The sequence below is a fragment of the Rhizobium sp. S96 genome (genome assembly GCF_030382195.1).
Classification (GTDB): Bacteria; Pseudomonadota; Alphaproteobacteria; order Rhizobiales; family Rhizobiaceae; genus Rhizobium.
Window position 1 is genome coordinate 135528 of sequence record NZ_JAUDRY010000009.1, and the last position, 18063, is coordinate 153590.

15 protein-coding genes and 1 other RNA gene are annotated in these 18063 nt (G+C 60.8%); 9 read left to right on the forward strand and 7 right to left on the reverse strand.

The genetic code is table 11. The features are described from left to right. The first annotated feature begins 15 nt into the window (after nucleotides 1–15). Nucleotides 16–903 (forward strand): AraC family transcriptional regulator, encoded by an 888-nt coding sequence (locus QTL94_RS11640; RefSeq protein ID WP_065693789.1) that lies wholly within the window; start codon nucleotides 16–18, stop codon nucleotides 901–903. Here QTL94_RS11640 and QTL94_RS11645 read toward each other — a convergent pair. Together QTL94_RS11645 and QTL94_RS11650 are read right to left on the reverse strand one after the other, a co-directional pair. Continuing rightward, complete coding sequence (locus QTL94_RS11645) at nucleotides 863–1957, reverse strand: AbrB family transcriptional regulator (RefSeq protein ID WP_065693634.1); 1095 nt, start codon at nucleotides 1955–1957, stop codon at nucleotides 863–865. The genes QTL94_RS11640 and QTL94_RS11645 overlap by 41 nt on opposite strands. Nucleotides 1958–2123: 166 nt before the next feature. Further along, nucleotides 2124–3026, reverse strand: a complete 903-nt coding sequence (locus tag QTL94_RS11650; protein WP_289801645.1) for a LysR family transcriptional regulator — start codon at nucleotides 3024–3026, stop codon at nucleotides 2124–2126. 91 nt (nucleotides 3027–3117) lie between these two features. Between QTL94_RS11650 and QTL94_RS11655 the strand changes: the two genes are divergently transcribed. The 3 genes from QTL94_RS11655 (at nucleotide 3118) to QTL94_RS11665 (ending at nucleotide 9628) form a co-directional block, all read left to right on the forward strand. Further along, complete coding sequence (locus tag QTL94_RS11655) at nucleotides 3118–4152, forward strand: aldo/keto reductase (RefSeq protein ID WP_289801646.1); 1035 nt, start codon at nucleotides 3118–3120, stop codon at nucleotides 4150–4152. Nucleotides 4153–4258: 106 nt separating this feature from the next. Beyond that, nucleotides 4259–5671 (forward strand): FAD-binding oxidoreductase, encoded by a 1413-nt coding sequence (locus tag QTL94_RS11660; protein WP_289801647.1) that lies wholly within the window; start codon nucleotides 4259–4261, stop codon nucleotides 5669–5671. A gap of 201 nt (nucleotides 5672–5872) precedes the next feature. Beyond that, on the forward strand, nucleotides 5873–9628 hold the full coding sequence (locus QTL94_RS11665; RefSeq protein ID WP_289801748.1) for an AsmA family protein: 3756 nt from the start codon (nucleotides 5873–5875) through the stop codon (nucleotides 9626–9628). A 253-nt stretch (nucleotides 9629–9881) separates the two neighbouring features. On the opposite strand, the gene QTL94_RS11670 is transcribed toward QTL94_RS11665, so the two are convergent. The 5 genes from QTL94_RS11670 to ssrA form a co-directional block, all read right to left on the reverse strand. Continuing rightward, nucleotides 9882–10820: a hypothetical protein gene (locus tag QTL94_RS11670; protein ID WP_289801648.1), complete on the reverse strand. Its 939-nt coding sequence runs from the start codon at nucleotides 10818–10820 to the stop codon at nucleotides 9882–9884. 266 nt (nucleotides 10821–11086) lie between these two features. Beyond that, nucleotides 11087–11302, reverse strand: a complete 216-nt coding sequence (locus tag QTL94_RS11675; RefSeq protein ID WP_065693639.1) for a ribbon-helix-helix domain-containing protein — start codon at nucleotides 11300–11302, stop codon at nucleotides 11087–11089. A 97-nt stretch (nucleotides 11303–11399) separates the two neighbouring features. Further along, a complete protein-coding gene (locus QTL94_RS11680; protein WP_289801649.1) occupies nucleotides 11400–11594 on the reverse strand; it encodes a DUF4169 family protein in 195 nt (64 codons plus the stop codon). Nucleotides 11595–11644: 50 nt separating this feature from the next. After that, the gene (locus QTL94_RS11685; protein ID WP_065693641.1) at nucleotides 11645–12157 is read right to left on the reverse strand and encodes an SspB family protein; all 513 of its coding nucleotides are present in this window, start codon (nucleotides 12155–12157) and stop codon (nucleotides 11645–11647) included. 130 nt (nucleotides 12158–12287) lie between these two features. After that, nucleotides 12288–12657: a transfer-messenger RNA gene (ssrA, locus tag QTL94_RS11690) on the reverse strand. 115 nt (nucleotides 12658–12772) lie between these two features. Here ssrA and QTL94_RS11695 point away from each other — a divergent pair. From QTL94_RS11695 to QTL94_RS11715, 5 genes are all read left to right on the forward strand, one after another. Beyond that, entirely contained in the window at nucleotides 12773–13567 is a 795-nt protein-coding gene (locus tag QTL94_RS11695; RefSeq protein WP_113523613.1) for a thymidylate synthase, read from the forward strand. A gap of 12 nt (nucleotides 13568–13579) precedes the next feature. Then, the gene (locus QTL94_RS11700; protein WP_289801650.1) at nucleotides 13580–14092 is read left to right on the forward strand and encodes a dihydrofolate reductase; all 513 of its coding nucleotides are present in this window, start codon (nucleotides 13580–13582) and stop codon (nucleotides 14090–14092) included. 156 nt (nucleotides 14093–14248) lie between these two features. Then, nucleotides 14249–15334, forward strand: a complete 1086-nt coding sequence (gene hflK, locus QTL94_RS11705; RefSeq protein ID WP_289801651.1) for an FtsH protease activity modulator HflK — start codon at nucleotides 14249–14251, stop codon at nucleotides 15332–15334. A 3-nt stretch (nucleotides 15335–15337) separates the two neighbouring features. Beyond that, entirely contained in the window at nucleotides 15338–16273 is a 936-nt protein-coding gene (gene hflC, locus QTL94_RS11710; RefSeq protein ID WP_289801652.1) for a protease modulator HflC, read from the forward strand. Nucleotides 16274–16472: 199 nt separating this feature from the next. Continuing rightward, entirely contained in the window at nucleotides 16473–18062 is a 1590-nt protein-coding gene (locus QTL94_RS11715) for a DegQ family serine endoprotease (protein ID WP_289801653.1), read from the forward strand. Nucleotide 18063 lies beyond the last annotated feature (1 nt).

Sequence of the window (18063 nt, forward strand, 5' to 3'; positions counted from 1 at the left end):
GGTTTGGACGTCGCGTTGAGCCAGGATGTAAATCGTCACGCCTATGAAGGTCTTGAACGTTTGTGCACGGAGCAGAGCGCGGACGGGATTACGATCGCGCCTGCGTTTCCCGGTATCGAGCGCATCGGTGCGCAATTTGCCGGCAACGCCTACGAGCCCCATCGACACGATACCTATGCGCTCGGGGTGACCACCAAGGGCGTGCAGACCTTCTCTTATCGCGGCGAGCGGCGGTTCAGCATGCCCGGGCAGGTGATCGTGCTGCATCCGGACGAAGAGCACGACGGGGGAGCTGGGACCGATGACGGCCTGCAATATCGCATGCTCTATCTGGAGCCGGCGATGCTGGTCGAATGCCTGGAAGCCGCACGGGTCGGCCTGCCGTTCGTGGATGAGCCCGTCATCGGCGATCCGCTGTTGGCCGGAACCCTGCTGGCGGCGCTCGGTGAACTGGACCGTGAACTGGATGAGCTCTTCGTCGATGACTTCGTGTCTCGTGTGGCCGACGGGCTGGCACGGCATACAAGGACGCCGCAGCGTCCGCTTGGCAGTGTCGCCTGGCGGCGCGCCAGACTGGCGCGCGACTACCTCGAGGCGCACGCGACGGAGACGGTTCGGTCCGGTGAGCTTGAAGCGGTGACGGGGCTCGATCGCTTCGCGCTGGCGCGGCACTTCAGGGCGGCTTTCGCCACGAGCCCGCACCGCTATCTCCTGATGAGACGGCTGCAGCAGGCACGTGCGATGATCGGAGCGGGAGATGGATTATCCGACGTCGCAGCGGCGACTGGATTTGCCGATCAGAGCCACCTTCATCGTCACTTCAAGAAGGCGTACGGCATGACGCCGGGCCAATGGGCGACGCTCAGGCGGGATTTTCGGCAAGACCGGATCGCCGCGCGATAAACCGCGCAAGCATCGGGCCGGTGAAGAGGATCACCAGAAATCTGCCGGTCTGCATGGCCATCACGAACGGCATATCGACGTCGCTCGAGGCGGCGATGATCGCAACGGAATCGGCACCGCCCGGGCTGGTGGCGAGATAGGCGGTCAGGGGATCGACGCCGGCAAACTTATGCAGGGCAAAGGCCATGCCGCCGCAGAGTGACATCAGTACCAGGATCGAAGCAGCAACGCGGGGAAGGGCGCGTGCTGCGTGCATGATGATACCGCGCGTGAAGCGCAGGCCGATGCTCCAGCCGATCAGCGCATAGCTGAGAGCAAGAAGCCACATCGGCAACTCGATCTTCATCAGACCGAAGCCTTGGAGAACCGAGCCGAGTATCAGCGGTACGATGATGGTGCCGCCCTGGATACGGAAGCGCACCGCCACAAAGGCAGACAGAGCGGTCAGGGCAACCGTCAGCGCGAAGGCCGGCCAGTCGATCGGCGGAAACAGGATCAGCGGCGGCGGTTCGCCACCGTCGGCGGCAACCCAAAGGCGCGAGACGACGGAGGCGGCGACGGCCACGAACACCACCCGCAGATACTGCATGAAGGCAACCAGCCGGGCGTCCGCGCCGTAGGCCTCCGACATGATGACCATCGCCGACGCGGCACCCGGGGAAGAACCCCATACGGCCGTTGTCCCGGGCAGAACCTGCCAGCGTGTCAGAACCCAGCCGAGCAGGGCGGCTGCGACGATGACCGAGAAGATCATCGCGAGAAACAGCGGGGCATCGGCAGCCATCGTCTGCAGGATATCCACGGTGATGGCCCTGGCCATCAGGAAGCCGACAAGCGCCTGCCCGAAAAGCAATGGCCAGCGCGGAACGCGCAACGGGCCCTGGCCGATGGTGAGTGCAAGAACGATGGCCGCCACCATGGGGCCGATGAGGAGCGAGGCGGGCAGGCCGAGCAGTTCCAGTCCGAAGACGAGCAAGGCGGAGAGGGACAGGAGCAGCGCCCAACGCGGCAGGCTGGCTTTGGGGCGTGCGCGGCTGGCATCCTTCAACGGCATGGTCCTGTGCATGTCTTGCCAATGCCGGGATCTCGGTCGATGGGACGGAGAGCAGGGGAGCAGCACCAGCCGGGAAAGGAAATCGGCCAAAGAGGCCGGATGGCTTGCCAGCGATATAGGCTTCGTGGGCGCGGTAGGTCAATTGCCAAATCCGCCTTCGACATCCTCAGAGCCGGACGTGTTCGGCCAGGAAATCAAGCAGAGCGCGGACGCGGGCGGGCAATGGGCCGCCCTGACCAATGTAGACGGCGTAAAATTCCTCGATATCGCCGGGATTGGCATCCTCCAGGACCGGGATTAATCGGCCTGCCTCCATATCAGCGCGCACGGTAAAGCTCGTGAGCCGTGCCAGGCCGGCACCTGATATCGCCAGATGCCGCATCGCTTCGCCATCTCCCACCTGTATCGCCGGCGTGACCGGCAGCTCGACAACTTGCCCCTCATGCAGGATCGGCCATCCCGCGATGCTGCGTGCATAGGACAAGCCGATGCGGCGGTGGTCTTTCAGGTCGGTGGCCGATTTAGGTGTGCCGTGTTCTTGAAGATAGGTCGGCGACGCGACGATGATCTTGCGGGTCGCGCCGAGCTTGCGTGCGATCAGGCTTGAACTCTTCAGCGGACCGGCGCGAATGGCGACGTCGGCCCGATCCTCGACCAGATCGATCACCTTGTCGGTGTGCGTTATGTCCAGGGTGACCGCCGGGTGGAGCGTAAGGAAAGCCGGCACGAGCGGTGCAAGCACATGATTGCCGAAAGAGGCGCTGGTGTTGATCCGGATCGGGCCGGCTGCCTGCTCGCCGGCGGAGGCATATCGTTCGGCCTCGGCTATATCGGCGAGGATTGATATGCTGCGCTCGTAAAAGGCGCAGCCCTCGGGTGTGAGCTGCAGTTTACGCGTGGAGCGGTTGACGAGGCGGGTGCCGAGGCGCGTTTCAAGACGGGCCACGAGCTTGCTGACCGCGGATGGCGTCATGTGGCAGGCGTGGGCGGCTGCGGTGAAGCCGCCAAGTTCGACCGCGCGCACGAAGATTTCCATTTCGCCGGAGCGATTGACGTCCTGTCGGCTCATGATGAATTCAATTCATGAATGCATTTCCTCAGGCAATCTATGTCATCGTATGCGCAGTGTCTATCTATCTTGAAACAACAGGAGACAGACCATGGAATACAGAAATCTTGGTGCATCCGGTCTTCGGGTGCCGGTGTTGAGTTTCGGTGCCGGCACCTTCGGCGGCTCGGGGCCGCTTTTCGGCGCCTGGGGCAATACCGATGCGGCGGAAGCTCGGCGCATGGTCGATATCTCGATTGAAGCGGGCGTGAACCTCTTCGATACCGCCGACGTCTATTCCGCCGGCGCGTCGGAAGAGGTTCTCGGCCACGCCATCAAGGGGCGGCGGGATGCGGTGCTGATCTCGACCAAGATGGCTCTGCCGATGGGCGATGGCCCGGCGGACTGGGGTACGTCTCGCGCCCGCCTGATCCGCTCGACCGAGGACGCCCTGAAGCGGCTCGGAACCGATTATGTCGATCTGTTGCAGCTTCATGCCTTTGATGCATCGACGCCGGTGGAAGAGGTACTTTCCACGCTGGACGGGCTGATTGCTGCGGGCAAGATCCGCTATATCGGCGTCTCGAACTTCTCCGGATGGCAATTGATGAAGTCGCTTGCCGTTTCCGAGCGCGACGGTTACGCGCGCTATGTCGCCCATCAGGTCTACTACTCGCTCGCCGGCCGCGATTACGAGTGGGAGTTGATGCCGCTTGCTGCCGACCAGGGCGTGGGCGCCTTGGTATGGAGCCCGCTCGCCTGGGGACGGCTGACCGGTAAGATCCGGCGCGGTGTTCCGCTGCCGGCGGAGAGCCGCTTGCACCAGACTGCCGACTACGGGCCGCCGGTGGACGAACAAAAGCTCTACGATATCGTCGATGCGCTCGACGATATTGCCGCCGAGACCGGCAAGACCGTTCCGCAGATTGCGCTGAACTGGCTCATCGGTCGCCCGACGGTGGCGAGCGTCATCATTGGCGCGCGCAACGAGGAGCAGCTACGGCAAAACCTTGGTGCCGTCGGCTGGTCGCTGTCGCGGGAGCAGGTCGAAAAGCTCGATAGAGCCAGCCTTGCGACCGCACCCTATCCGTATTTCCCGTACCGTCGGCAGGAGGGTTTCGCGCGGCTGAATCCGCCGCTCGTCTAAGGACCACCCGACAGGGCTGTTGCGTCGATTCTTGCACTAGACAGGCGCCGTCTCATGTCTCATACCAACCTGCCTCCGGGCGGCGAAGGTTATGGAGATCAACGAGATGGCGCTCAAAGACGCAAAGGCTGGAACACGAAACGAGGCCGGGATCGCAGCCGCTCTCGGCATTCTGAAGCAAAGCTTCGGCGAGCGCTTTCAGACCGGCGAAGCCTTTCGCGCCCAGCATGCGCACACGACGACCTACATACCCCCGCAATTGCCTGACGGCGTGCTCTTTGCCGAAAGCGCCGATGATGTGAAGGCGGCGGTAAAGATCTGCGCCGAACACAAGGTGCCAGTTATCGGTTTCGGTACCGGTTCGTCGCTCGAAGGTCAGGTGAATGCGCCGAACGGCGGCATTTCCATCGATTTCAACAGGATGAATCGTATCCTCGAGGTCAATACCGAAGACCTCGACTGCACTGTCGAACCCGGCGTGACCCGCGAGCAGCTGAACACCTACCTCCGGGACACCGGCTTGTTCTTTCCCATCGATCCGGGCGCCAACGCGTCGATCGGCGGCATGACCTCGACGCGCGCGTCGGGAACGAACGCCGTTCGCTACGGCACGATGAAGGACAACGTGCTCGCCGTGACTGTTGTGACGGCCAACGGCGAGGAGATCCGTACGGCACGGCGCGCCCGCAAGTCCTCCGCCGGTTACGACCTGACTCGACTTTTCGTCGGCGCTGAGGGCACGCTCGGTATCCTGACGTCGGTGACGTTGCGGCTGCAGGGCATACCGCAGAAGATCGGTGGCGGCGTCTGCGCGTTCCCGACGGTTCGCGCCGCCTGCGATGCGGTCATCATGACGATCCAGATGGGCATTCCCGTTGCGCGTATCGAAATTCTCGATGCGCTGCAGATCCGCGCCTGCAACGCCTACTCGAAACTCAGCTACGACGAGAAGTCGACGCTGTTCCTCGAATTTCACGGCACCGACGAGACCGTTGCGTTACAATCGGAACAGTTCGCCGAGATCGCCGCAGAGTGCGGGGGCGGTGAATTCGCGTGGACGGTCAACGCCGACGAGCGCAACAAGCTCTGGAAGGCGCGTCATGATGCATACTGGGCATCGCGCGCCCTTGCGCCGGAGATGGCAGCGCTTTCAACGGATGTCTGCGTGCCGATTTCCCGCCTTGCCGATTGCATCGATGAAACCCAGGCCGATATCGAGGAGCATGGATTGCTGGCGATGATCGTCGGTCATGCAGGAGACGGTAACTTCCATGTCCTGCTGCTGTTCGACGACAAGACGGATGCCGGGATCGCCGTCGCCGAAGAATTCGTGGGCAGGCTCAACAAGCGAGCGCTGGCGATGGACGGCACCTGCACCGGGGAGCACGGCATCGGGCAGGGAAAGATGGCCTTCCTCGAACAGGAACTCGGCGGTGCCGTCGACCTGATGCGGCAGATCAAGCAGTCCCTTGACCCGGACAATATCTTCAATCCAGGCAAGATTTTCCACCGTGCCTGAAAATCAACATTCTATTGCTCTTGGCTTACCCGCTGGGTGAGTGCCACTAGAGATGAGGGATCGGATATCGATTCGGGCCGGCGTCCCGAAGGTACCGTTAAAGCAAGGAATTAGAGCATGATGTTGCCGGAAAGCCGCTTCACACCTTTCGGTTTAATGCTCTAGTGTCCGCGATGATATCCCGAATGGAGAATGACTGACGTGGTGGGCCGGTTCCTCGTCGTGCTGGGTGGTGTGGTGGTCGTGGCGCTGTTCGTGGCGCTGCTGGCGCCGCTGTTCATTGACTGGACCGGTTTCCGCAAGAATTTCGAGGATCAGGCCAGCCGGATCATCGGCAAGAAGGTCGTCGTACACGGTTCGGTCGATGCGCGATTGCTGCCATTTCCGTCGGTAACAATGCATGATGTGCGCGTTGGCCAGGAGACGGACGGCTCGCCGATCGTGCAGATCGAGCAGTTCTCGATGGATGCGGAGCTTGCACCCTTCCTGTCGGGCGAAGCACTCATTTTCGATATGCGCGTGGTCAATCCGAAGGTGAAGCTCAGGCTTCTCAAAGACGGCACGCTTGACTGGACGCGCGGCAGCCAGCCGGAGATACCGGCCAAGACGGTCGTGCTCGAGAGGGTTCACGTTACCGGCGGTGACATCCAGTTCATCGACGATCAATCCGGCCGGTCACGCCATGTGACGGGACTGAATGCGGAAATGTCGGCAAAATCGCTGGCAGGGCCCTGGCGTATCGACGGCGATGCGGCGTTGGATGGGGAGCATGGAAGCTTCCTCATCTCAAGCAACCAGCCGGACGACAACGGCGTGTTGCGAATGCGCACCCGGCTGCAGCCTGACCGGCATCCCGTAACGGTCGATCTCGACGGCGAACTGAAGCTTGTCGACAGCAAGCCTAACTACCAGGGCACGATTTCCGCCGCGATCGAAAACAGCGCTAAGGGAGCCGACAGGGCTCATGTTCCGCCGAGGCTGAAGGGCAAGTTCGAGCTCACCAACGAGAGCATCCGCATTCCCGAGTATCGGCTGGAGATCGGCGCCGAGGACGACCCCTATGTCATTACCGGCGAAGCGACGCTCGACACCGGTGCCAAGCCGCAATTTCTGCTGATCGCCGACGGTCAGCAGATCGACGTCAATCGGATCGGCAACCAGGGAGCAGGCGGGAAGACAACGCGTGATCCCGCCTTGTCGGCCCGCCAGCGGTTGAACACTCTTATTCAGATCGTGTCGCAGGTGCCGGTGCCGCAGGTGCCGGGCAAGGCGAGTGTCAGGCTGCCCGCGATCGTTGCAGGCGACACGACGATCCGCGACGTGCAGCTCGATCTGCAACCGGCCGGAAACGGCTGGACGATCGACAATGCGTTCGGCACGCTGCCGGGACGTACCCAGGTGGAGGCGCAAGGGCGTCTCAACCTGCAGGGCCAGCCATCCTTCGCGGGGCAGGTCACAGTTGCATCGAAACAGCCGACAGGACTGGCCGCTTGGTTGGCTGGTTCCGTCGATCCGGCAATCCGGCAGCTACGGCAGGCGGGATTCTCCGCCAAAGTGAACTTGACGCACGCGCAGCAGACGTTTGACGACCTGGAAATCGCCGTAGGGCAATCGACGCTGAAGGGACGGCTCGAACGGCGGGTGGTCGCAAACCAGCCATCGACACTGGATGTGTCGCTCGCCGGCGACGCGCTTGATCTCGATGCCTTGCGTGCACTGACCGGCCTGTTCACTGGGCAGGATGCAGGCGACAACGTGCTCGATCACAAGATCCGGGCGCAGCTGAAGGCCGACAAGTTCACGGCCTTCGGTGTCGAGGCCGGGGATGTCGAAACCAGTTTCACCATTGCCGATGGTGCGCTTGCCATCGAGAAGCTCGCGGTCAAGAATCTGGCGGGCGCCGAGCTGACGGCAACCGGTCGGGCCGAAGGTTCGTTGCTCGATTACAAGGGATCGGGGGAGATCACCTTCAAGTCAGCCGATCCAGGACCTTTCTTCGCCATGCTCAAGCAGAAATTGCCGCAGCATCCCGTCATGGACCGGCTGGTGCGCAATGCTGCATGGTACACGAATACAGCCCTTCGGGGCGCGCTGACGCTTGGCGGCGATCAGGGGGACGGGCTCTCCTTGACGCTGGCGGGCGTTGCAAACGGCAGTCGCGTCAATCTCGACTACCGGATGTCGAACATCCTTGCGCTGACGGGCAAGGGGACGACAAGCCTCGAGGCGACGCTCGAGAACAACGTGACGTCGATCCTCTTCGGCCAGGCTGGGCTCGACCCGCTGCCGGTGGATGCCGACGCCAACGGTCGCCTGACGCTCAAGGTTCAGGCGGAAGGGACGGATCCGGCAGACGCTGCACTGACGTTCGCCACCGATCGGACGTCGTTTACCGCGAGCGGCAAGGTCGACGTTCATCCGCAGACGTTCATGAACGGCCAGTTGGCGGTTTCATTGGAGAGCGCCGATCTCGATCCATACCTGGTGATGAACGGCATCGGCGTGCCACAGATGGGCACCGGATTGCCGTTCAAGCTCACCACGACGGCGACCATTGACGGCGACAAGATCGCCTTGACCGATATTGCGGGCCACGCAGCCGACAACCAGTTCGGTGGCTCGCTCACGGTCGATAGGAAGGCCGATAACACGACGGCAAGCGGTGATCTGGCGCTTTCGAAGGTCGATGCGACCTGGTTGGCGGAAGCCATCTACGGTCCCGTTACCGACGCCACGAACGGCCAGCTGTCTGGTGGGGCGCTTGGACTGCCGGTGTTCAAGGACATGGATGTCAATCTGAAGCTCTCGGCAAAAGAGTTCTGGCCCGGCTGGTCCGGTGCGATTTCCGACTTTACCTCGACCGTCGCCTACAAGGGCGACGAGCTGCAGCTGAACGAGATGAAGGGCGGATGGGACGGCGGCCATATCGATGGCAACCTGCTGTTCACCAATGCGGATGGGACCGGCTTCTTTCAGACGAAGCTTGAGCTGACGGATGCAGACCTGGCGGGTGTCGTATGGAGCCGCGATGGTGCTCCTGTCGCAAACGGCAAGTTCGGCCTGAGCCTGTCGACGGAAGCTTCCGGCAAGTCGGCCAAGGATATCGCGGCGTCCCTCAATGGTTCGGGCGAGTTGCGCCTGGCTGAGACGAGTGTTCGCGGCCTCAATCTCGGAATGCTGGCTCCGCTGCTTGCGGCGACCGATCCGATGCAAGATCAGCTCAATGCCGGCAAAGTCCATCCGATCGTTGAGACCTTGCTCAACAACGGCGAAGCCAAGCTGCCGCCGATCGCCATCCCATTCAATGTCACCGATGGCATGCTGCGCGTCCAGAACGTGGGGGTTCAAACCGAACAGGCGAAGCTAGCAGCAAATGCGCAGCTCGACTTGCCGCAGAGGCGGATCAATGCTTCGCTGAACGTCGTCCTCGATCCCGGCAGTGAGGCGTTTGCAGGAGCCGAACCCGCCGTCCGACTGGATTTCTCCGGCTTGCTCGCCTCGCCTGGACGGACCGTCGATGTCACCGATATCACCGGTTTCCTGTCGTTGCGCGCCTTCGAGCGGGAGCGCAGGCGCGTGGAGCGTTTGCAGTCTAACGTGCTGGAGAAGCAACGGCTTCGCCGCGAGACGGCGCTCTACAAGTTCAATGACATGGAGCGGGAGAAGGCTGCTGTCATCGAAAAGCAGCGCCGTGACGAAGAACTGAGACTGCGCGCGCTCGCCGCCGAGGCGGAGCGGCAAAGGTTCGAGGCGGAGCAACGGGCGCAGGCTGAAGCCGCGGCGCGCGCAAAGGCAGAGGCCGACGCTGCTGTCGCCAAGGCAAAGGCGGAAGCAGAAGCGAAGGCTGCTGCCGACGAGACTGCCCGGCGCACCCGCGAGCAGCTCTCCCTGCCGCCGATAAATTCGCAAAACAATAGCAGCATACCCGGGCTTCCCGGGGTGCAGATGCCGCAATAGCGCCGATCGTCGTCCTCGCGAGGGCTGTACACGTGCCCGCGGGCTGCTGCTCCCTCAGGTGCGGTGCCCCGTGAAGGGGCACCTATGGTCTGCAATTACCCAATTTACAGAGTTCGCGTTTTATCGACTTGAAGGGCGTGCTTGAGACGGCCAAGCGCTGCCCACCTTTCGTGACAGCGGCTCGTCAAGTTACGATGAGTGCTTCCGCCAAAGGGGCGCCGATCGGGTGATTGAAGGCCTCTACTAAAAGCGATTATTCGGCCTCGGTTACCTGCGCTGTTGCAGTTGGCTCAACGAGTTTGTCCGCGTCTTCGGTTTCTGGTTCGGTCACGGGGTCCGTTTCCGTTGCCTCGTCAGTCGGCTGCTTGGTCGCCATGTCATCGCGCACCTGGTCGATCTTGCCAACGGCTGGGCCGACACCGAGGACGTCTTTCGCCCATGCCATCACTTCAGGATCTACCGTTCCGAGAGCGGCAGGCGGCTGAGCCGTACCAATATCCTTGTTCGCTGCTGCCTGCAGCGCGGCACTCAGAGCCTCGTCGCTGAGGGCGGGATCGGTCGGAACGGCATCGATCCCGTTGTCCAGCTCAAACTGAGCGTAGGCAACGACATAAGAGCGGATGGCGGCCATGCGCGGATCGTTGGAGTTGAGGTAGGCATGATAGTTGCGTTGCAGGGAGTGTAGCCCCCCGAGCTTTGCTGCGAGATCGGGTTTATCCTTCAACGCCGGCTCTTCCGTTTCGACCGCAGCTACTTCCGTTACGACAGCTGGCTGCTCCGGTCTGGGGGTCGGCTTGACTCCCTTTATAACGTTTTTTTCTGCCTTCGCGGTTCTCGTTGGCGCCTTTTTACCGTGCGTTTCTTCGCTCTTGCCGGTGCCAAAAAGCTTTCCAAGCGTAGTTGCTATCGGGTCATCGGAAGAGCTCTGCTCGTTCGCTCCACGCGACGAAAGCCCGGATTTTCCATGACTGGCTGAGGCATGCCCTTCACTGCTGCCGCGACCGTTTCCGCCACCGTTGCCGCCGCCATTGCCGCCACCGTTTCCGCCACCATGGCCGCCGCCGTTCCCATTGCCTGCGAAAACGATCGACGTCGTGAGCTTCAGCGGGCTGTGCAGATCGATAACGACAGGCGCGGCGGCGAAGGTCGCCGACAAACAGCTCACAATGGTCAGACTACCGATTTTGCGCATGCGTTATTCCTCCGAATCATTTGATGAGCCCAGCCATGCCTTTTCTAGTCGTTCCGGCGTTGGTTTATGGCAACCACGCGACAGTTGAATAATGGCTAAATTAGAATGCAACCCCTGCAGTAATGGTTAGGATGAAAGTTAAACTTTGTCATGATCGCTGATAAGGCTGCGGACCCGAGTGTCGGACAGATGGCATTCGATGAACGCCCCCGAGGTCGGCAACGACCAAGACCTGCTTGCTGAACTGAGGACTGTCGGTAGTCCTGCTAAACGACGCTGCGTTTCAGCCACGCCAGGACATACAGGCGAAGCGCGGAGGAGAGGTTGGCTTCCGGCTGCCGCTGATCGTCGATTTCCGAGATGAGGACGGCAAGTGGGATCGAGCGGGCGGCTGCAATGGCCCGCAGCTCGTTCCAGAACTCGTCTTCGAGCGAAAAGCTCGTGCGATGTCCATGCAAGGTGGCGGAATGCTTTCGGATCATCCTGGGGTTCGCTCGCTGGGCAGGTGAGTTGAGAAAAAGAGTCCGCCAGTATAGCCAAGTCTATGAATAAAGGTTCTTTTCGAGCGGCGGTCGGGCGTCACTCGCCGCCGTCTTTTTTCTCGATCTTGCCCTGTTCAATCGCGCGCTCGGCTTTCTCGTTGAGCGCCTTCGTCAGCTGCTTTTCGGTTTTCGTGCGACCGAAGGATATACGGTTCTGCTCGGCCTGCTTCTCCTTTTCGGAGCGGGCCTGCTTCTTCTTGAACTGACGGAGATTGACGATTTCGGCGCTCATGACTGCCTCAATCCTGTACTAAAAAAGGGAAGCTTCCGCTTCCCTTGCCGTTACTGCTTCTTACGGAACGCGTCGAGTGAGACGACCGAGCCGGGCTTCTTCTCGTCGCCGTCGGCAGGCTTTGCTGCTTGCGCGTCTTCCACTTTTTCCTGGCCGACCGGGTAGGCGGTGATCTCCGCATCCGGCAGCTCCTCGCCATCGGCCAGCGGTACGTCGAATTCCAACTCGAAATTGACAGACGGATCGTAGAAGCCACGAATGGCGTTGAACGGGATGAAGAGCTTTTCGGGAACGTCGGAGAAGGACAGGCCGATCTCGAAGCTCGTTTCCGTAACCTTCATTTCCCAAAACTGGTGCTGAATGACGATCGTCATCTGCTCCGGATAGCGTGACTTCAGGTGCTGGGAAATCCGAACGCCCGGTGCGCCGGTCAGGAAGGTGATGAAGAAGTGATGCTCGCCCGGCAGGCGGCCCGTTGTCGCGACTTCAGACAATACCTTACGGATGACGCCGCGAAGCGCGTCCTGTGCCAGAATGTCGTAACGGATATGATCCTGCCCCATGCTTTATCCTGTCTTTCTTTTCGTTCGGACGTCTTTTCTCGAGGCTATATGGCACGCCAGTGCGCCGTCGAAAAGGCCGAAGCCGAGTCATGCTTTCGGAAAGCATACATGATTTGAACGCGAGGGAGAAGGTGAAGGCTTCTGTTGCCAGGTGCCTTCGGACCCCGCCTAGAGGTGCGAACCACTAGGGCTTTATTTGAAGTGTCACACCGCGATTAAGCAGCGAGACGAGCTTCCGCATAGTTGTCATTTGCAACTACAATTTTAGCCCGATAACGGTGGTACAATGCCGAGCAAAAAGACGATCTTTACACCCTTGTCGATCCTGTTTCGCCCCCATCAAAAGCCGGCCATCTCATTGCGAGGCCGCCGGTTTTTGGTGGAGGCGCCGGGTACCGCCCCCGGGTCCAATAGGTTTATTACACCGCTCATTTATCGCCATAGCCGATCCGAGGACCGGCAAGGCTGATATAGTGTTTTCCGATCCCCATGGGAAGAGCCATCGTCACAAATCCATCGCTGCTGGGCGGAGATTTACCGGGATAAACAGGGGTAACGATTGGTTTTGACGCTCGATGCGCTTAAATACGGGGAAATAGGAATCGGCGGCAGACGATGAAGCAGTATCTTGATCTCTTGGACCATGTGATGGAACGCGGAACCGATCGCGGCGATCGGACCGGTACCGGCACGCGGTCGGTATTCGGTTATCAGATGCGTTTCGACCTCGAAGAGGGCTTCCCGGTTCTGACAACCAAGAAGCTGCACCTTCGCTCCATCATTCACGAGCTGCTCTGGTTCCTGAAGGGCGAAACCAATATCGGCTATCTCAAGGATAACGGCGTTTCGATCTGGGACGAATGGGCCGATGAAAACGGCGATCTCGGCCCGGTCTACGGCGCGCAGTGGCGCTCCTGGCCGGCACCTGATGGTGGTCATATCGATCAGATCGCCAATCTCGTTGCGGGTATCGTGAAAAATCCGAACTCGCGCCGTCACATCGTCTCGGCCTGGAACCCGGCTGAGGTAGACAGCATGGCATTACCGCCATGCCATTGCCTGTTCCAGTTCTATGTGGCCGACGGCAAGCTCTCCTGCCAGCTGTATCAGCGATCCGCTGACATCTTCCTTGGTGTCCCCTTCAACATCGCGTCCTATGCGCTGTTGACGATGATGGTGGCGCAGGTAACGGGGCTGAAGCTGGGCGATTTTGTCCATACACTCGGCGATGCGCACCTGTATCACAATCACTTCGAGCAGGCGAAGCTGCAGCTGACGCGCAAGCCGAAGCCTTTGCCGTTCATGCGCATCAATCCTGACGTAAAGGACATCTTCGGCTTCAAGTTCGAGGATTTCGAGCTGATCGGCTACGAGGCCGACGCCAGCATCAAGGCGCCGATCGCCGTCTGACCAGGGAAATACATGTCCGATATCCGTAAGACGATCCTGGTTGCCGTCGCCGAAAATGGCATTATCGGCCGCGATGGCGACATGCCCTGGCGGCTGTCGACCGACCTCAAGCGCTTCAAGGCCCTGACCCTTGGCAAGCCGGTCATCATGGGTCGCAAGACCTACGATTCGATCGGCAAACCGTTGCCGGGCCGTCCAAACGTGGTCATCTCCAGGCAGGCCGCAATCGATCATCCCGAGGTGACGACGGTGTCCTCGTTGGCGGACGCCATTGCGATCGCGGAGACCATGGCCGCGCAGAAAGGCGAGGACGAGATCTGCATCATCGGGGGTGGGCAGATATACGGGCAGGCGATCGGTCTTGCCGACCGTCTTTGCGTTACCCATGTCGAGACGACGGTTGCTGGCGATACTTCTTTCCCGGCTATCGATCCCTCCGTCTGGGGCGCCGGGGAGACGATCGAGGTGCCCGCTGGCGACAAGGACAGCTATCCGACGCGTTTTGTAGTTTACGACAGGCGCTGAGGGCGCAAAAATCCACTATTTTCCAATAAATATCGCCAAGTTCCTCATGCCGCGTTGAAAGCCGATGCGGCGATACCTATAACGGTCACGATCGCGGATATCCGTCGCCCCCGTGGGTTGAGCGATCGCAAGTTTTTAACGAACAACGAGGTTTTGATGCCCTGGAGCAATCAGAATGGCGGCGGCGGCCCTTGGGGCGGCGGCGGCGGTAACAATCAGGGACCATGGGGGCAGGGGCCGAACCGCCCGCGCGGCGGTGGCGGCGGAAAGGGTGGTCCGCCCGATCTCGAGGATATCATCCGGCGTGGCCAGGATCAGCTGCGCGGCATCGTGCCCGGCGGCTTCAATACCGGCGCACTGCTTATCGCTGCGGCGATCATCGTCGCATTCTGGCTTTTCCAGTGCATTTACATCGTCCAGCCGGACGAGCGTGGTGTCGAACTGCGCTTCGGTAACCCGAAGCCGGAAATTTCCATGCCCGGCCTGCATTTTCATCTGTGGCCGATGGAAACGGTCGAGATCGTCAAGGTGACGGTCCAGCAACAGAACATCGGCGCGACGTCGTCTTCGTCGTCGACCGGCCTGATGCTTTCGGGTGACCAGAACATCCTGAACGTCCAGTTCTCGGTCTTCTTCACCGTGACTGACCCGAAGGCCTATCTCTTTAACGTCGAGAACCCGGCAGAAACGCTGCAGCAGGTCGCCGAGAGCGCCATGCGCGAAGTCGTCGGACGTCGCCCGGCGCAAGACGCGTTCCGTGATAACCGTCAGCCGATCGAGACCGAGGTCGCCAACATCGTGCAGGGTACGATGGATCGCTACCGCAGCGGCATTTCGATCAACGCCATCACGATTCAGGACGTTGCGCCGCCGCGTGAAGTGGCCGATGCGTTCGAAGAAGTGCAGCGTGCCGACCAGGACAAGCAGCGTTTGGTCGAAGAGGCCAACCAGTACGCAAACCAGAAGCTCGGACAGGCCCGCGGTGACGCGGCTCAGATCCGCGAAGCCGCCGCGGCCTACAAGGACCGCGTGGTGAAGGAAGCGGAAGGTGAAGCGCAGCGCTTCAACTCCATCAACGACGAATACTCCAAGGCTCCCGAAGTGACGCGCAAGCGGCTGTTCCTCGAAACGATGGAACAAGTGCTGAAGAACTCCAAGAAGGTCGTGATCGACGAGAAGCAGGGGGTCGTACCCTATCTGCCGCTCAACGAGATCGGCAAGCCGGCACAGCAGGGAGGTTGAGCCATGACATCGAACAAACTTCCCGTCATTCTGATTGTCCTCGCCGTTGTTCTGCTCGGCCTCTATTCGTCGATCTTCGTCGTCAATGCCCGTGAGCAGGCCATTGTCGTCCGCTTCGGTCAGATCCAGTCGGTGAAGACCGAGCCGGGCCTGTACTTCAAGCTGCCGTTCACCTTCATGGATGCCGATCGCGTTCAGATCGTTGAAAGGCAGGCACTGCGCTTCGATCTCGATAACATCCGTGTCCAGGTGCGCGGTGGTGCGACCTTCGACGTCGATGCCTTCGTGATCTACGACATCAAGGATGTCCGCCGCTTCCGTGAAACGGTATCGGGCGATCGCGAGTCTGCCGAAGCCCGCCTTCGCACCCAGCTCGACTCGTCGCTGCGTCGTGTCTACGGTCTGCGTGATTTCGATGCCGCCCTTTCCGAAGAGCGCGTCGCCATGATGCTCGAAGTTCGCGATGACCTGCACCGGGATGCCGAGGCGCTTGGCCTCAACATTCAGGACGTTCGTATCCGTCGCACCGACCTGACGCGCGAAGTTGCGCCGAAGACCTACGATCGCATGCGGGCGGAACGCCTTGCTGAAGCCGAACTGCTGCGTGCACAGGGTGGCGAAGAGGGCCAGCGACGTCGCGCTATCGCTGACAGACAGGTTGTCGAGATCACCGCGGAAGCGCAGCGTGACTCGGAAATCCTGCGCGGTCAGGGTGATGCTGAGCGGAACCGGATCTTCGCCGATGCCTTCAACAAGAACCCGAGCTTCTTCGAGTTCTATCGTTCGATGGCAGCCTACACCACAGCGATGTCCTCGACCGACACCACGCTGGTGATGTCGCCGAATACAGAGTTCTTCCGCTACTTCAACAGCGCATCCGGCTTGCCTGCCGCCGTACCTCCGGCTGCCCCGGCTGCTCCGACGCCGCCGGCGAACTGATCGGCTATCATCGACCATCCTACTGGGGGCCGGCATCTTGCCGGCTCCTTGCTTTTGAGGGAATACCGGCCACTTCCAGGCGCTTGGAAGCAAGCGCACGCAGATTGCACGGGATTTCTCGAAAAGGTGATTTCGTACTCCATCATTCCGCCTTATGCTCATGGTCAGAGTGCGCTTTTGACCGAAATGAGGATGCTTGATGGCCCCCACGATACGCCCGACCTACAGACGATCGCTCGCTCTTATGGCCGGCGCTGCACTTCTGGCTAATATCGGTTTCACCGGGGTGGTCCACGCGCAGGGCACACCACCGACGAACGGTCCGGCATCCGTTGCCGATCTTGCCGAAGGGCTTCTCGATGCGGTGGTAAACATCTCCACGTCTCAGAACGTGAAGGACGACGAAGGAGCAGGGCCAGCGCCTCGCGCACCGGACGGATCGCCCTTCCAGGAGTTCTTCAACGACTTTTTCAACAAGCAGAAGGGCAAGCCGGGCGGCAATCACAACGTCAATTCGCTAGGCTCCGGCTTCGTCATCGATCCGCAGGGCTACATCGTCACCAACAACCACGTGATCGAGGGCGCGGACGACATCGAGGTGAATTTCGCCGACGGCAGCAAGCTCAAGGCAAAGCTGATCGGCACCGACACGAAGACCGATCTCTCGGTTCTTAAGGTGGAGCCGAAAACGCCGCTGAAATTCGTCAAGTTCGGCGATTCCAGCACGATGCGCATTGGCGACTGGGTCATGGCGATCGGTAATCCGTTCGGCTTCGGCGGATCGGTGACAGTCGGGATCATTTCGGGCCGCGGGCGCAACATCAATGCCGGCCCGTACGACAACTTCATCCAGACCGACGCCGCGATCAACAAGGGCAATTCCGGCGGCCCGCTCTTCAACATGAAGGGTGAGGTCATCGGCATCAACACGGCGATCATCTCGCCGAGTGGCGGATCGATCGGCATCGGCTTTTCTGTTCCCTCCGAACTTGCAGCGGGCGTCGTCGAGCAGTTGCGGGAATTCGGGGAAACGCGGCGCGGTTGGCTCGGCGTTCGCATTCAGCCGGTGACAGATGACGTCGCCGATAGCCTCGGGCTATCGAGCGCCAAGGGCGCGCTTGTGGCCGGCGTCATCAAGGGAGGACCGGTCGATGACGGCTCGATCAAGGCTGGCGATGTCATCCTGAAATTCGACGGCAAGGCCGTGAACGAGATGCGCGATCTCCCGCGCGTCGTGGCGGAAAGCCCGGTCGGCAAGCAGGTCGATGTGGTCGTGCTGCGCGATGGCAAGGAGCAGACGGTCAAGGTCACGCTCGGTCGTCTTGAAGACAGCGACCAGGCTGCGTCGAATGACGCCGATTCCGATAAGCCCCAGGGTGGCGTGATCAATCCGGATCCTGGCGAGAACCAGGATATGGACGAGCCGGATGGCGATCAGAGCCAGCCGGTGCCGGATGGAAAAGGCAAGCCTGCCGAAACCGTGCCGGACGCCAAGAACGTTCTCGGGCTATCGCTATCGACGCTGAACGCCGAAACCCGAAAGACCTTTGGTATTGCTGAAAGTGTCGACGGTGTTCTGGTTGCCGAAGTGGCGCCGGGATCGCTTGCCGCCGAAAAGGGTCTGAAGGCCGGCGAGGTGATCGTCGAGGTGGCGCAGGAGTTCATGCGCACACCGGAGGCAGTGGCTGCAAAAGTACAGTCCCTGAAGCAGGAAGGCCGGCGCAACGCGCAGATGATGATTGCTTCGGCGAACGGCGATCTTCGTTTCGTCGCCGTCCCGATGGAGTGAC

Bases quoted from the DNA above. Each gene is read 5' to 3' on its own strand.
- QTL94_RS11645 (WP_065693634.1), bottom strand. From the start codon at position 1,957: ATGCCGTTGAAGGATGCCAGCCGCGCACGCCCCAAAGCCAGCCTGCCG.
- QTL94_RS11715 (WP_289801653.1), top strand. From the start codon at position 16,473: ATGGCCCCCACGATACGCCCGACCTACAGACGATCGCTCGCTCTTATG.
- QTL94_RS11680 (WP_289801649.1), bottom strand. From the start codon at position 11,594: ATGAGCGCCGAAATCGTCAATCTCCGTCAGTTCAAGAAGAAGCAGGCC.
- QTL94_RS11650 (WP_289801645.1), bottom strand. From the start codon at position 3,026: ATGAGCCGACAGGACGTCAATCGCTCCGGCGAAATGGAAATCTTCGTG.
- QTL94_RS11695 (WP_113523613.1), top strand. From the start codon at position 12,773: ATGAAGCAGTATCTTGATCTCTTGGACCATGTGATGGAACGCGGAACC.
- hflC (WP_289801652.1), top strand. From the start codon at position 15,338: ATGACATCGAACAAACTTCCCGTCATTCTGATTGTCCTCGCCGTTGTT.
- QTL94_RS11660 (WP_289801647.1), top strand. From the start codon at position 4,259: ATGGCGCTCAAAGACGCAAAGGCTGGAACACGAAACGAGGCCGGGATC.
- QTL94_RS11700 (WP_289801650.1), top strand. From the start codon at position 13,580: ATGTCCGATATCCGTAAGACGATCCTGGTTGCCGTCGCCGAAAATGGC.
- QTL94_RS11670 (WP_289801648.1), bottom strand. From the start codon at position 10,820: ATGCGCAAAATCGGTAGTCTGACCATTGTGAGCTGTTTGTCGGCGACC.
- hflK (WP_289801651.1), top strand. From the start codon at position 14,249: ATGCCCTGGAGCAATCAGAATGGCGGCGGCGGCCCTTGGGGCGGCGGC.
- QTL94_RS11685 (WP_065693641.1), bottom strand. From the start codon at position 12,157: ATGGGGCAGGATCATATCCGTTACGACATTCTGGCACAGGACGCGCTT.
- QTL94_RS11655 (WP_289801646.1), top strand. From the start codon at position 3,118: ATGGAATACAGAAATCTTGGTGCATCCGGTCTTCGGGTGCCGGTGTTG.
- QTL94_RS11675 (WP_065693639.1), bottom strand. From the start codon at position 11,302: ATGATCCGAAAGCATTCCGCCACCTTGCATGGACATCGCACGAGCTTT.